This is a genomic window from Vibrio sp. 1F255, from assembly GCF_041439145.1.
Lineage (GTDB): Bacteria > Pseudomonadota > Gammaproteobacteria > Enterobacterales > Vibrionaceae > Vibrio > Vibrio crassostreae_C.
The window spans coordinates 1-13,505 of sequence record NZ_JBGONQ010000018.1 but is presented as its reverse complement, the minus strand read 5'-3'; the positions used below and the strand labels follow the sequence as shown (position 1 = coordinate 13,505).

Here is a 13,505-nt window from a genome sequence, read left to right as displayed (position 1 = left end):
ATCAGGATATAGGGAGCGAATCGCTCCCTTTTTTTAGACCTATGAAAACATATTTTATATCAGATCTGCACCTTTCTCCGTCACGAGAAGACATCACAGACTGCTTCTTAGCCTTTATGAAGAAAGAAGCCGTAGAAGCGGATGCACTTTACGTATTAGGTGACCTTTTCGAATTCTGGATTGGTGACGATGATAAGAGTGAATTCGCGACTTCTATCCGCCAAGCGTTTATCGACTTAGTGAAAACAGGCGTGCCTTGTTACTTTACTCAAGGGAACCGCGACTTCTTAGTCGGCAAAAAATTTGCTAAGCAAACGGGCGTACAACTTCTCGACGAAGTTTCTACGATCGATATCTACGGGCAAAAAGCGGTAGTATTGCATGGAGATACCCTATGTACTGAAGATGTAAAGTACCTCGCCTTTCGCGAAAAAGTGCATCAGCCATGGTTACAATGGGTCTTCAACCGAATTCCATTTTTCATCAAGAAGAAAATTGTTTCAAAGGTTCAATCAGATATCAAAGATGACAAGCAGACCAAGTCTCTCGACATCATGGATGTGACACAGCAAGAAGTCGAAGATGTGATGGAACGAAACAATGTCGATCTGATGATCCACGGCCATACTCACCGCCCAGACATCCATACATTTAATGCTAACAATTGCACTAAAACCCGTATCGTACTTGGCGATTGGTATACGCAAGGCTCAGTGCTGGTGTTCACGCCGCAAAGTTTTGAACTACAGAATCGAGCGTTTAGCAATAGCTTTTAACATCACGCTTAAACTTTCACTTTGATTATTATTGTCGGTCAGACTTTCTTAGAAAGTGTATGGTAATTTCTAGTGAATTAGCTATTATCTCTCTACCAGAAATAAACCGAACACAGTACTAAGTTGAAATATTCATACGTAGCGCGTCAACCAATACTCGACACAGGCAAGAAAACCATAGGTTACGAGTTGCTATTCAGGGATGGTCCTAAGAACACTTTCCCTGAAGTAGAGCCGGAGCTCGCTACTAGCCGTTTGCTTTCCGATCACTTCTTATCGACCCACTATAATACGTTGGGTGATAAGCTTGGGTTCGTGAACTTCCCATATGCAAGCCTAATCAACTTAGTCCCTACTCTGTTCCCCAAAGAAAGCCTCGTTGTTGAGGTTCTTGAAGACTGCGAACCAACAGACGAATTACTTGAAGCAATCAAAACCATCTTTGACGCGGGTTATACCATTGCGCTAGACGACTTTGTGCCAAGTAAAGCTTGGAAGCGCTTCTTACCCTACGTTTCAATTATCAAGTTCGATATCCGTTTGACGCCAATTGCCAAAGCAGCGATGTTTATGAACTCTCTCAAAGGGCTAGATATCAAGTTCCTTGCTGAGAAAGTAGAAACGTACGAAGAATACCAAGAAGCGAAAAAAGCAGGCTTCACCTACTTTCAAGGTTATTTCTTTAGCAAGCCAGAGATGATCCAAACGCGTGCGCTCAACCCGGCATTCCTGACGACCGTTCAGCTGTTAAAAGAGATTGCGCACGACCCTATCGACTTTGGTGAAGTAGAGCGTTTGATTACGCTCGATGTGACCATGTCGTATAAGCTACTTACCTACGTAAACTCCGCTGGCGGTTCACCAACAACGATTCGTTCATTCCGCCAAGCGCTTATTTACCTTGGTGAACAAAAGCTGCGTAAGTTCGTTTCACTTGTGGCGATCGCATCAGCGAAAGAAGACAAGCCGGACTCACTCTACGGTTTAGCGGTATTACGCGCGCGTCAATGTGAGCTCTTAGTCGAGAAGATGAATGTGAAGGTTGAGCCAGGACAAGCCTTTTTGACCGGTATGTTCTCGCTACTGGATTCACTGTTTGACCAACCGTTGAAGCAAGTACTGGACTCAGTGCCAATCGACGATGAGATTAAACAGGCCCTTATCCAACGTAAAGGCGTGTTAGGTGCGATTTTGGCCATGGTTATTGCTTATGAACAAGCCCGATGGGACGAAGCAACGCGCATTCGTAAACTTCTCAAGCTCAGTGAGGCTCAACTAGGCCAAGCTTACGATGAAGCAACGACTTGGGCACAAGAGCTATTGTCTCCAGCCTTGAAATAGTAAACTTCGCGCTAACACTTTGATAATTTCAATAACTTCAACAGAAACCAAACTTTGGTGAGCGATCGTTTCTTGGTAAACTCCCACGCATTCACTTATGGCCTCTTAATAGAGGCCATTTTTACAGGATCTGACTATGTCTTTATGCCCATGCGGTAGCAAAAATACTTACCAACAGTGCTGTGAATCAGCGCACCTTCACCACAGTGCTGTTGAAACGCCTGAACAGTTGATGCGCTCTCGTTATTCAGCGCACGTGTTGGGTTTAGTTGACTATGTTGTTGCGACTTACCACCCTAGCTGCAACGCAGAAGCGCAAAGAGAAGGTATTGCCGAATCTATCAACAGTGATTGGGCAGGACTAGAAGTCATCGATACTGCGGTAGGCTCGCACCAAGACGAAGGCTTTGTTGAGTTTAAAGCTTACTTCAATGAAGAAGGCGCACAATACTGCATGCAAGAACGCTCTCGCTTTATACGTGAAGACGGTCTTTGGTACTACATTGATGGTACCTTCCCAGAGCAGGAACAAACTACACAACCAGAAATTGACCCACGCTTAAATCAAACCGTTGAGAGCTTTAAAATCGGCCGTAATGATCCGTGTATTTGTGGCAGTGGTAAGAAATACAAGAAGTGCTGCGGGTAACTCGTTCGACTAAGAAGTCAGATTAAGAGAAGAGATTCCTGATGTCGCTTAGGCTCCTCGGAATGACGCAAAGTCAGAGGTTAGAAAAGTGACGTAGGGCTTAGAAATCTTGAAATCTTAAAATCTTAAAATCTTGAAAATTAAAAAACTAAAAAGCCCCGTAAACATGTTTGTTTGCGGGGCTTTTGTCTGTCTTTTACGCGGTTCTATTAATCTAAAGAGAGCTTACTTATGACGCTCTTTCAGCTTGTTTACCACATCATCCATCGATAAGCCTTGGTCTTGAAGAAGAACCATTAGGTGGTAAATCAAATCTGCGGATTCACACACTAACTCCGCCTTATCGCCCGACGTCGCCGCAAGCGCGACTTCAACGCCTTCTTCGCCCACTTTTTGCGAAATACGCTTGGTGCCACGGGCATATAGACTGGCAGTATAAGAAGATTCAGGATCGGCGTCCTTGCGGGCAGCCAATAGCTGCTCAAGCTGATGAAGCCACACCATCTGAGACTCTTCTTGCTTGTCTCCATCCCAACACGTTGTTGTACCTGTGTGGCACGTTGGACCAATGGGATTAACTTTAACCAGTAAGGTGTCGCTGTCACAGTCCAAGGCGATGTTTTGCAGTTGCAATACATTGCCCGACGTTTCACCTTTCGTCCAAAGACGCTCTTTTGTGCGAGAGAAAAACGTCACATTGCCAGTTTCACCCGTTTTCTCAAGTGCGGCTGGGTTCATGTATCCCATCATTAGCACTTGGCTTGACTGGTAATCTTGAACAATCGCTGGCACTAAGCCATCTACTTTTTCCCAGTTAATACGCTCTGACAATGCGCCTACTTCTGTTTTTGATAAGCTTACGGGTTCAAAACTCATAGTCGCACCTCTACATCTTGTTGTTTTAAATACTGTTTAAGTTCACCAATATTGATGACTTGTTTGTGGAATACCGAAGCCGCAAGTGCTCCATCCACGTTGGTCTTTTTATAAGCTTCAGCAAAGTGCTCCATTGCACCAGCGCCACCAGAGGCAATCAATGGCACATTACACACTTCACGCACCATGTTTAACTGATCGATATCATAGCCGTTACGAACGCCATCTTGGTTCATCATGTTTAACACAATCTCACCTGCGCCACGCTTCTGTACTTCCTGCACCCAATCTTTGGTTTCCCATTTGGTTGCTTTAGTACGCGCTTCATCGCCTGTAAATTGGTAAACCTGATATTTACCGGTTTCTTTGTCGAAGTATGAATCGATACCGACAACGATACACTGAACGCCAAACTTATCAGCAAGGTCAGTAATCAGCTGTGGATTAGCCAATGCCGGTGAGTTGATTGACACTTTATCCGCACCAAACTCAAGAATGCGCGCTGCATCTTCTGCTGATTTAATACCACCAGCGACACAGAAAGGGATATCGATCACTTCAGCTACGCGTTTCACCCAGCTTTTATCGACCACACGGCCATCACTTGATGCGGTGATGTCATAAAATACCAATTCATCGGCGCCCTCTTCTGCATAGCGTTGTGCTAGCGGAACGATGTCACCAATAATTTCGTGGTTACGGAACTGAACGCCCTTAACCACTTGTCCGTCACGGACATCCAAACAAGGGATTATTCGCTTTGCCAACATGCAAATGCCTCCTCTGCGGTAAACTTGCCATCAAGTAGCGCACGACCCACAATCACACCCGCAACACCGCTGCCTTTAAGCGCTTCGATATCAGCTAGGCTGCCAATGCCGCCCGATGATTGGAATTGCACTTGTGGGTACTGCTTACAAAGATCAACATAGAGCTCTACGTTTGATCCTTCTAGCGTGCCGTCACGTGAAATATCGGTACACAGCACGTGTTTAAGGCCAACCGTGAGGTAGTCTTCAATCAGCGCTTCAATAGTCACACCTGAATCTTCTTGCCAACCTGAAATCGCCACTTTACGTGTGCCGCTTTCATCAATGTTGATGTCTAGAGCCAGCACGATTTTTTCCGCGCCATACTTCTCCATCCAACCTTTCACCAACTCAGGTTGCTTAACGGCTGTAGAACCAACCACAACGCGCTGTGCGCCAGCTTCTAGCAGATCAACGACATCTTGTTCGTTACGCACGCCACCACCAATCTGGATGTTCGCAGGCGTGCTAGCAAGGAGCTTAGCAATCAAGTCTAACTGACGAGCCGTTGTGTCTTTTGCGCCCGTTAAGTCAACAAGGTGCAGCCAGCCAGCGCCCGCTTGGTGGTACAGATTAAACTGCTCTGCTGGGTCTACTTTGTATTCTGTTACTTGCCCGTAGTCTCCTTGGAATAAGCGAACTACTTGGCCTTCAATTAAATCTAACGCGGGAATAATCATTTACATTCCTTATATGGCAACGTTAGCCGCTGCCTAATCCTTATTACAATTCCAAGAAGTTCTGAATCAGCTTAGAGCCAGCTTTCGAAGATCGCTCTGGGTGGAACTGAACACCATAATAATTGCCACTTTGAACCGCCGCAGTGAACGGATTACCGTAATCACATTGTGCGATTGTGTAGTCGCCCACTGGCATTGCGAAGCTATGAACAAAGTAGAAGTATTCGCCTTCTTCAATGTCTTTAAATAGAGGATGATTAGGTGTTGCCGTTACGGTGTTCCAACCCATGTGTGGTAATGGCAAGTCGCCCGTTTCAAGTAAACGAACTTCACCATCACACAAACCTAGGCATTCAACTAACTCATCAGCCTTTTGACCTTTCTCTTGAGACAGTTTGCCTAACAGCTGCATACCTAGACAGATACCCAGCAGAGGCTTCTCAACTTGCTTGACAAGGGTAACAAGGTCACGCTCTTGCAGGTTCTTCATTGCCTCACTTGCTGTACCTACACCGGGTAGGAATAGCTTGTCGGCAGCAAGAACCACTTCTGGTTCTTTTGAAATTTCAACTGCGTAGCCCAAACGTTCAATCGCAAACTTCACCGATGAAACGTTGGCACAACCAGTATCAATAATAACGACTTTTTGCTCTTTCATACCGAACCCTTACAGAACGCCTTTGCTGCTTGGTAACTCGTTACCTTCAACTTTGATTGCTTGGCGAAGAGTACGGCCAAACGCTTTGAACAGGCTCTCAATGATGTGGTGATCATTATTGCCATCAGAAGAAAGGTGTAGCGTACAAGCCAATGTATCAGTTAGAGAACGGAAGAAGTGAACCACCATCTCGGTTGAAAGATCACCCACTTGCTCACGGCTGAATTTAGCATCGAACTTCAGGTATGGGCGACCAGAAAGGTCTAACGCACACTGAGCCAAACACTCATCCATTGGTAGGCTGAAACCAAAACGGCCAATACCACGTTTGTCGCCTAGTGCATCTTTCAATGCTTGGCCTAAAGCAAGAGCGGTATCTTCTACCGTGTGGTGATCATCGATGTGCAGATCGCCTTTCACAGTCAGGTTCATTTGGAAACCACCGTGTGTCGCGATTTGATCAAGCATGTGGTCGAAGAAACCCATGCCGGTATCGATCTTGTTGCCACCGGTTTCATCAAGGTTTACTGCAACCTTGATATCTGTTTCTTTAGTAGTACGAACTACTTCAGCAATACGCGCATTAACCGTCAGATCTTTAACGATTTGTGGCCAGTTAAGCGTGCCTTCAGTTTCCGCATCCGGGCCATATTGAATACCGCGGATAGCCATGTTCTCTGCCAGTTGAAGATCCGTCATTCGGTCGCCAATCACAACAGAGTGTTGGAAATCGACTTTACCGCCTTGTAGGTACTCTTTAACCATACCCAGTTTAGGCTTACGGCAAGAGCAGTTGTCTTCGTCAAAGTGAGGGCAAATAAGCACGTCGTCAAACTTAACGCCTTGAGATTCGAAGAACTCCATCATCATATTGTGTGGTGCATCGAAATCTTCTTGTGGGTAGCTATCGGTACCTAGACCATCTTGGTTAGTCACCATCACTAGACGGTAACCAGCGTCTTGCAGTGCAAGTAGGCTAGGAATTACTCGCGGTTCGAATTTTAGCTTGTCTAAACGATCTACTTGAAAGTCAACTGGCGGCTCCACAATTAAGGTGCCGTCACGGTCTATAAAAAGTATTTTCTGTTGTTTACTCACTTGAACTTCCTTTTAATTTTAAATCTGGTGGCCTAGCTAAAATCAAACGCTAACCCAAAATATTGGTTTCACTTGCCAATCTGCGATTAATCAACTCAAACTGGCAAATGTTATTACTGGTAAGCCTTTCGTTACTGATAAAAGTTACGAATGAATCCAAGTGTCTTTTCGCACTCTTCGCGGTTACCAATACTAATACGAACACAGTCTTCAATAGGTGAATTACGCAAAATAATGCCCGTATCCCAAGCCGCTTTAAATAACTCATCGCCGTTCGGGAATTTCACCAGTAAGTAGTTACCCCAGCCATCAAAAACCGTCACTTGAGGCATACCTAATAGACCCGCCTGCAAATACGCTCGGTTAGCACTTAAATCCAGAACTTGGAACTTAGCTCGCGCGAGTCCTTGCTCTGAAAGTGCTTGAACGGCAATGTCAGCAACAGGGATTGGCACTGGATAAGGAGCAATCACTTTCAACAGTACATCGATAAGCTCTTTGTTCGCTAGCGTAAAGCCACAACGTAAGCCCGCCAAAGCAAAGGCCTTCGACAAGGTGCGCAGAATCGCTAGGTTTGGATATTGCTCAAGCAAATCAACGGTTGACGCTTCTGGACAAAAATCGATATACGCTTCATCCATCACCACAATCGCTTTGTCTTGTGTCATTTCAAGCAACTTGATGATGTCTTTGCGATCAACCAAATTACCGGTTGGGTTATTTGGGCTACAAACAAACACCACTTTTACGTTGTCGAGCTGAGCTTCGATAGCTGGAAGATCCAATTGCCATTCAGAAGTCAGAGGCACAACCTTACGCTCAACACCAATCGTCTCTGCACTGATTGCGTACATACCGTAAGTGGGTGGGCAGTAAAGAATAGCGTCTTCGTTCGGCTCACAGAAAGCACGAATCAGTAATTCAATACCTTCGTCAGCACCACGCGTTGTCAGAGTTTGCTCTGATTTCACGCCTGCGTATTGAGCGTAAGCATCAATCAGCTCTTTTGGCTGACATTCGCTGTAACGGTTAAGACGAGACAAGTTCAGGTTGTACTCGTTATCAAACGGAGATTCGTTGGCGTTTAGCCATACATCACCAGTACCGCCTATGCGTCTTGCAGACAAGTAAGGTGTTAGAGCCTGAACTTGTTTTCTTGCTAACTTTTCCATGCCCTACCCTTATTTCGCTTTATTTAACTTTTCAACTCGGATAGTCACAGCGCGTTTGTGTGCATCCAAACCTTCGGCTTCCGCCATTGTTACTACTGTTGGCGCTAGGCCTTTCAACCCATCGGCTGTTAGCTCCTGCACCGTCATTCGCTTAGAGAAATCAGCCAAACCTAGGCTTGAATACGTCTTGGTATAACCGTAAGTCGGAAGAACGTGGTTTGTGCCGGATGCGTAGTCACCTGCAGATTCTGGAGACCAGTCACCAAGGAAAATTGAGCCTGCATTATCTAGCAATGGCAGCAATTCACGTGGGTTCTTGGTTTGAACGATCAAGTGCTCAGGACCGTAGAAATTCGAAATCGCAATCGCTTGAGTGATCGATTCAGCAATGATGATTAAGCTTGAAGCCAATGCTTGCTGAGCGATGTTCGCACGAGACAGTTCTTTCAGTTGCTTTTGAACCGCTTCTGTTACTTGGTCTGCAACCACTGGAGATGGAGTTACCAATACTACTTGGGAGTCAGGCCCGTGTTCCGCTTGGCTCAACAAATCCGCTGCAATGAAGTCTGCATCAGCCGTTTCATCAGCAATCACTAACACTTCAGATGGGCCAGCTGGCATATCAATAGCTGCTCCGCGGAAGTCATTACTCACTTGGCGCTTTGCTTCCGTAACGTAGGCATTACCTGGGCCGAAGATCTTATCGACTTTAGCCACACTCTCGGTACCGTAAGCCATTGCTGCAACCGCTTGACCACCACCAACGTTGTAAACTTCGTCGATCTTACAAAGCTTAGCGACATACAAGATTTCATCAGCGATTGGCGGAGGTGAACAAAGCACAACCTTACGACAACCTGCGATTTGAGCAGGAACACCTAACATAAGAACCGTTGACGGTAGTGGCGCACTGCCACCGGGAATATAAAGGCCAACAGTATTAATCGCGCGCGTCACTTGCTCACACACAACACCAGGCTGTGTCTCAACCTTAATTGGCTGCGGCTTTTGAGCTTCGTGAAACTTAGCAATGTTGCTATAAGCTTGCTCTAACGCTTGCTTCATCTCTGGTGTTAGACGAGCACACGCCTCTTCAATCTCACCCGAACTGACTCGGATAGATTCTGGAGTTACACCATCAAACTTTGCAGTCAGCTTTTTAAGCGCGGCATCGCCTTCATTTCGTACTTTTGCAATAACATCAGAAACAGTCGCTGTGATGTTTGCACCTTCAGTAATAGCTGGACGCTCTAATACCGAGTCTTGCTGTGATTCACTTAAAGATTGCCAAACAACGGTTCTCATCGTCACTACCCCATCATTTTTTCGATTGGTAATACTAGAATCGAGCTTGCACCCAACTCTTTCAGCTGTTCCATTGTTTCCCAGAACAAGTTCTCTGTACTTACTAGGTGCACGGCAACTTTGTCTTTGTCTGTAGATAGAGGAAGAACCGTTGGATCTTCAGCACCAGGCAGTAGTGCTTTGATTTGCTCTAGTTGAGAGGTTGGCGCGTGAAGCATGATGTACTTCGACTCTTTCGCTTGTTGAACACCCTGCATACGAGTCAGTAGTTTTTCAATCAGTGCGGTCTTGTCTGCGTCGAAGTCGCCAACACGTTGAATCAGTGTTGCTTTCGATTGGAAGATAGCTTCTGCTTCTTTTAGGCCGTTCGCTTCAAGCGTTGCACCTGTAGAAACTAAATCAGCGATAGCGTCTGCAAGGCCAGCGCGAGGCGCGACTTCAACCGAACCTGTTAGCATACAAGTGCTGAACTCAACACCCTGCTCGTCCATGTAGGCTTTAAGTAGTTGTGGGTAGGTTGTCGCAATACGTTTGCCCGCTAAGTCTTGTGGGCCGTTGTATTCTTCGTCTTTATTAATAGCGATTGAAAGGCGGCAACCACCGAAGTCTAAACGACGTAGTGTGCGGAACTCTGAAGGCTCTTTAAGAGCAACACGATCTAGACGAACTTCTTCTAGTTCATTTTCACCGATGAAACCAAGGTCAACTACACCATCCATGATAAGACCTGGGATGTCGTCATCACGAACGAGTAACAAGTCGATTGGCATATTTAGTGAGTGAACCACTAGGCGCTCACCCATGATATTAAATTTAACACCACATTTTTTAAGTAGGTCTTGGCACTCTTTACTTAAGCGACCTTTCTTTTGAATTGCGATTCTTAGGCGTTGTGTCTGCATTGCTGTATCCCTGTGCAAATATTTGAATTTATTGATTATTTAAAAGCGCTAAAACTAAAAAACCCTCGGGGACTTTGTCATCCCGAGGGTTTAAATCTAAATTCTTTTGACTTAACCTCCGGGAGTAATCTTGCTCCCGGGTATACGTAAATCTCCCCGAAAGACTAGATAGGGTGATGATGGTGATGAATGTTCATTACTAATTTACGCATACTTATCAGCTCTTAGGTTGTTTGCTGTCTTGTCTCCACACTAACTAAGCTGACATCCTTTTTCAACCATTTATTCGAACTTTTTTCACGAAACTTAAAATTAAATTAACAGGCACAAAAAAGGGAGGCAAACGCCTCCCTGATAGTTTACTGATTAACTTTCAATTTTAGCTTTTGCACGTCGCCATTTTGCAGCGAGAGAAGTAAGCCAATGCAAAACATACAGCAACAAACGTTAGAGACGCTGCGCCAAATGCGATGCCAATTGAAGATGTCATACCTAGAGTGATGAAACCAATGCACGATACGAACGCTACAGACAACGCGTATGGAAGCTGAGTCGAGACGTGGTCGATGTGGTTACAACGAGCACCAGTAGAAGACAGAATCGTCGTATCTGAGATTGGAGAACAGTGGTCACCAAATACTGCACCCGCTAGAACCGCACTTAGCATTGGAAGAATCAGTGCGATATCCGATGCTGCAGCCATATCACCCGCGATTGGTAGCATGATACCGAACGTACCCCAAGATGTACCTGTAGAGAACGCCATAACGCCCGCTAGAAGGAACAACATAACCGGTAACCAGTGGTAATCAATGCTGCCTGTTACTAGAGACGATAGGTAAGAACCCGTTTTCATGTCGCCGATAACAGAACCGATAGTCCATGCAAACACAAGAATCAGAATCGCGCCAAACATAGAGCTAGCACCGATCCACATTGTTCTTGCGATATCAGTCATCGATAGCTTTTGCTTGAATACTGTCGCTAGTGCTACTAGTAAGCCAATAACACCACCGTAAACAAGAGACTTACCTACATCCGTGTTTTCGAATGCGCCTAGAAGGTTGAATGCTTGGCCATCAGCAGCCAGCGCTTGGCCGCCTGTGTAAAGCATTGCAGCCACTGTCGCTACAATTAGCGATACGATTGGCATAACAAGATCAGAAACTGAACCGTTTTCGCTCTCTTCGATATCTAACTCTTCGTTTAGATCGTGAGCTTGCTTTTGATCGTTGTCACCTTCAAAGCCACGGCCTTGAGATGCTTCGATCTCATGCTCACGCATCTTACCAACGTCTAGACCGAACCATGCTACTGCGAACACCATTAGTAGTGCGAATACAGCGTAGAAGTTCATTGGGATAAGACGAACGTAAGCACCCAGTGCAGAATACTCTGTCACACCGTGTGTCACTAAGATGCCACCAATGATCGTGATGATGTAAGCACCCCAGCTAGAAGCAGGCATGATCACACACATAGGAGCAGCAGTTGAATCTAGGATATAAGCAAGCTTAGCGCGAGATACATAGAAGCGGTCTGTTACAGGACGAGAGATAGCACCAACCGCTAGGCTGTTAAAGTAGTCATCAACAAAGATGAATACACCTAAGAAAGCAGCAAGTAGTTTTGAACCACGTTTGCTCTTAACGCGAGACTGTGCCCACTCCGCGAATGCGCGAGTACCGCCAGACAGTGTTAATAATGCCGTTGTCATTCCAAGAATAATTAGGAATGCAATGATGCTCATGTTCCAAGTGTTGATGCCACCATCTTCGATGAAAACACCAGATGCTTTAGTAAACACGTAGCTAGCTGCGTTACCTACTGAGTAATCAGCAAGTAGAATCGCACCCATGATGATACCGACACCCAAAGAAACCAATACACGGCGGGTAACAATAGCAAGGCTCAAAGCCACAAGGGGCGGAAGCAAAGATAAAGGTGATGTTGCAAAATCTATTAAATTCATGATCTTCAAAAACCAGTTTTTTATTTGGCTAGAGATCTACTGCAGACAAACTTGATACGGCTGACCAAGCTCATGTTGAACTAAGCGAAAGGGAAGTGAACACTTCACCCAACCCTACAGTAGCGCTCCATAGTTTAAAATTAAGACTATGGCAGTGTTGTACCTATTGAGCACAACCCCAGCAAATTGCTTAGATATACAATTTACTTCGGCAATTACACCTTTCATTCCCGTTCATTGGCATCACCCCAACGGAAGTTACTTTTTATAATTGCACCTCTACGTGCGATAACATTATTAACCGTGTAAACCAGAGTTTAACAACAAATTAACCAACACCTCGCATCAGGTAGCCGCAATTGTACTCATCAAGAGCAACAATGCAACATATCATTCCGAGAAAAATAGCTTTTTGTTAATGAACTAATCAATAGAAGAATAGTCTACATAAGTTGACTACTCCACCTGTCACATATCATTTTTTAAGATATTCTTAATAATTATTATAAATTCAATAGAAATACTGCTCTGAATTTTCAACTATTCATCTCACTTTTATATTTAAATATGTAATAGAAGAAATACTATTTGTTTTATTCCTAGGCTCTGTTTATTATTAGGAAGATTATTTAGTTTACCTTGATGGAAAATATCATGTCTGAATTAACAAAAACTCTATTAAATATCCGCAGCCTTCGTGCGTTCTCACGTGAATTAACTCTTGAGCAACTTGAAGAAGCGCTAGACAAGCTGACTATTGTTGTACAAGAGCGTCAAGAGTCTGAAGCTGAAGAGCGTGCTGCTAAAGCAGAGCAAGAAGCTAAGCTTTCTGCTATTGCTGAACAAATTGCAAAAGACGGAATTGATGTTGCCGATCTTATTGCTGCACTTTCTGGTGAAGCAAAATCTAAAACAACAAAAGCTAAACGCGCTCCTCGCCCAGCGAAATACAAATACGTAGACGCAAACGGCGACGAGAAGACTTGGACAGGTCAAGGCCGTACGCCTTCAGCTATCCAAGAACAGCTAGATGCTGGTAAATCTCTAGAAGAGTTTGCTATCTAAACATTTAGTTTACTTAGTGAGTAATCAATTACACGCTAAGCGATAGAATTAATATTTAAGTCGACCAAAGTATTATTTACGACTTCAATATATTCAGAAACAAAAAAGGCTCCTTTCGGAGCCTTTTTTATATTTGTACTATCAGTAGGCGTTGTTGCCTAAATCAATTGAACCTTTTTCGAGTCCTGCGATCTGATCCTTT

At 44.7% G+C, this 13,505-nt stretch carries 13 protein-coding genes, 1 riboswitch and 1 other annotated feature; of the genes, 4 read left to right on the top strand and 9 right to left on the bottom strand.

Features of this window, described 5'->3' with window-relative positions; all coding sequences use genetic code 11:
• Nucleotides 1–41: 41 nt before the first annotated feature.
• From lpxH to ACED41_RS11550, 3 genes are all read left to right on the top strand, one after another.
• On the top strand, nucleotides 42–776 hold the full coding sequence (lpxH, locus tag ACED41_RS11560; RefSeq protein WP_017067392.1) for a UDP-2,3-diacylglucosamine diphosphatase: 735 nt from the start codon (nucleotides 42–44) through the stop codon (nucleotides 774–776).
• A 123-nt stretch (nucleotides 777–899) separates the two neighbouring features.
• On the top strand, nucleotides 900–2,117 hold the full coding sequence (locus ACED41_RS11555; RefSeq protein WP_029235300.1) for an EAL and HDOD domain-containing protein: 1,218 nt from the start codon (nucleotides 900–902) through the stop codon (nucleotides 2,115–2,117).
• A gap of 136 nt (nucleotides 2,118–2,253) precedes the next feature.
• Nucleotides 2,254–2,766 carry a YchJ family protein gene (locus ACED41_RS11550; protein ID WP_017060272.1) on the top strand — a complete coding sequence of 171 codons (513 nt, stop codon included), beginning with the start codon at nucleotides 2,254–2,256 and terminating at the stop codon, nucleotides 2,764–2,766.
• A gap of 225 nt (nucleotides 2,767–2,991) precedes the next feature.
• On the opposite strand, the gene hisIE is transcribed toward ACED41_RS11550, so the two are convergent.
• The 9 genes from hisIE to ACED41_RS11505 all read right to left on the bottom strand — a co-directional run bounded on the left by hisIE (nucleotide 2,992) and on the right by ACED41_RS11505 (nucleotide 12,238).
• Nucleotides 2,992–3,642, bottom strand: coding sequence for a bifunctional phosphoribosyl-AMP cyclohydrolase/phosphoribosyl-ATP diphosphatase HisIE (gene hisIE, locus ACED41_RS11545; protein WP_017060271.1), 651 nt, complete (start codon nucleotides 3,640–3,642; stop codon nucleotides 2,992–2,994).
• A complete protein-coding gene (gene hisF, locus ACED41_RS11540; RefSeq protein ID WP_017060270.1) occupies nucleotides 3,639–4,412 on the bottom strand; it encodes an imidazole glycerol phosphate synthase subunit HisF in 774 nt (257 codons plus the stop codon). The genes hisIE and hisF overlap by 4 nt, the downstream gene beginning before the upstream one ends.
• On the bottom strand, nucleotides 4,394–5,131 hold the full coding sequence (gene hisA, locus ACED41_RS11535) for a 1-(5-phosphoribosyl)-5-[(5-phosphoribosylamino)methylideneamino]imidazole-4-carboxamide isomerase (RefSeq protein WP_012604374.1): 738 nt from the start codon (nucleotides 5,129–5,131) through the stop codon (nucleotides 4,394–4,396). Before hisA ends, hisF begins: the two co-directional genes overlap by 19 nt.
• A gap of 43 nt (nucleotides 5,132–5,174) precedes the next feature.
• On the bottom strand, nucleotides 5,175–5,789 hold the full coding sequence (gene hisH, locus ACED41_RS11530) for an imidazole glycerol phosphate synthase subunit HisH (protein ID WP_017060268.1): 615 nt from the start codon (nucleotides 5,787–5,789) through the stop codon (nucleotides 5,175–5,177).
• Nucleotides 5,790–5,798: 9 nt separating this feature from the next.
• Entirely contained in the window at nucleotides 5,799–6,887 is a 1,089-nt protein-coding gene (hisB, locus tag ACED41_RS11525) for a bifunctional histidinol-phosphatase/imidazoleglycerol-phosphate dehydratase HisB (protein ID WP_017060267.1), read from the bottom strand.
• A 131-nt stretch (nucleotides 6,888–7,018) separates the two neighbouring features.
• The gene (gene hisC, locus ACED41_RS11520) at nucleotides 7,019–8,059 is read right to left on the bottom strand and encodes a histidinol-phosphate transaminase (RefSeq protein ID WP_017060266.1); all 1,041 of its coding nucleotides are present in this window, start codon (nucleotides 8,057–8,059) and stop codon (nucleotides 7,019–7,021) included.
• A gap of 9 nt (nucleotides 8,060–8,068) precedes the next feature.
• Nucleotides 8,069–9,370, bottom strand: a complete 1,302-nt coding sequence (hisD, locus tag ACED41_RS11515) for a histidinol dehydrogenase (protein WP_017065318.1) — start codon at nucleotides 9,368–9,370, stop codon at nucleotides 8,069–8,071.
• On the bottom strand, nucleotides 9,370–10,266 hold the full coding sequence (gene hisG / locus ACED41_RS11510; protein WP_017060264.1) for an ATP phosphoribosyltransferase: 897 nt from the start codon (nucleotides 10,264–10,266) through the stop codon (nucleotides 9,370–9,372). Before hisG ends, hisD begins: the two co-directional genes overlap by 1 nt.
• Before the next feature lie 53 nt (nucleotides 10,267–10,319).
• Nucleotides 10,320–10,455, bottom strand: a sequence feature (His leader region).
• Between the two features lie 190 nt (nucleotides 10,456–10,645).
• Nucleotides 10,646–12,238 carry a Na+/H+ antiporter NhaC family protein gene (locus ACED41_RS11505; protein ID WP_017060263.1) on the bottom strand — a complete coding sequence of 531 codons (1,593 nt, stop codon included), beginning with the start codon at nucleotides 12,236–12,238 and terminating at the stop codon, nucleotides 10,646–10,648.
• A 112-nt stretch (nucleotides 12,239–12,350) separates the two neighbouring features.
• Nucleotides 12,351–12,528: riboswitch (Lysine riboswitch) on the bottom strand.
• A 364-nt stretch (nucleotides 12,529–12,892) separates the two neighbouring features.
• Between ACED41_RS11505 and ACED41_RS11500 the strand changes: the two genes are divergently transcribed.
• Nucleotides 12,893–13,303 (top strand): H-NS family nucleoid-associated regulatory protein, encoded by a 411-nt coding sequence (locus ACED41_RS11500; protein WP_017060262.1) that lies wholly within the window; start codon nucleotides 12,893–12,895, stop codon nucleotides 13,301–13,303.
• Nucleotides 13,304–13,505: the final 202 nt, after the last annotated feature.

Excerpts from the sequence above, each read along its gene's own strand:
- ACED41_RS11505 (WP_017060263.1), bottom strand. The coding sequence starts at position 12,238 with ATGAATTTAATAGATTTTGCAACATCACCTTTATCTTTGCTTCCGCCC.
- lpxH (WP_017067392.1), top strand. The coding sequence starts at position 42 with ATGAAAACATATTTTATATCAGATCTGCACCTTTCTCCGTCACGAGAA.
- hisF (WP_017060270.1), bottom strand. The coding sequence starts at position 4,412 with ATGTTGGCAAAGCGAATAATCCCTTGTTTGGATGTCCGTGACGGACAA.
- ACED41_RS11500 (WP_017060262.1), top strand. The coding sequence starts at position 12,893 with ATGTCTGAATTAACAAAAACTCTATTAAATATCCGCAGCCTTCGTGCG.
- ACED41_RS11550 (WP_017060272.1), top strand. The coding sequence starts at position 2,254 with ATGTCTTTATGCCCATGCGGTAGCAAAAATACTTACCAACAGTGCTGT.
- hisC (WP_017060266.1), bottom strand. The coding sequence starts at position 8,059 with ATGGAAAAGTTAGCAAGAAAACAAGTTCAGGCTCTAACACCTTACTTG.
- hisG (WP_017060264.1), bottom strand. The coding sequence starts at position 10,266 with ATGCAGACACAACGCCTAAGAATCGCAATTCAAAAGAAAGGTCGCTTA.
- hisA (WP_012604374.1), bottom strand. The coding sequence starts at position 5,131 with ATGATTATTCCCGCGTTAGATTTAATTGAAGGCCAAGTAGTTCGCTTA.
- hisIE (WP_017060271.1), bottom strand. The coding sequence starts at position 3,642 with ATGAGTTTTGAACCCGTAAGCTTATCAAAAACAGAAGTAGGCGCATTG.
- hisH (WP_017060268.1), bottom strand. The coding sequence starts at position 5,789 with ATGAAAGAGCAAAAAGTCGTTATTATTGATACTGGTTGTGCCAACGTT.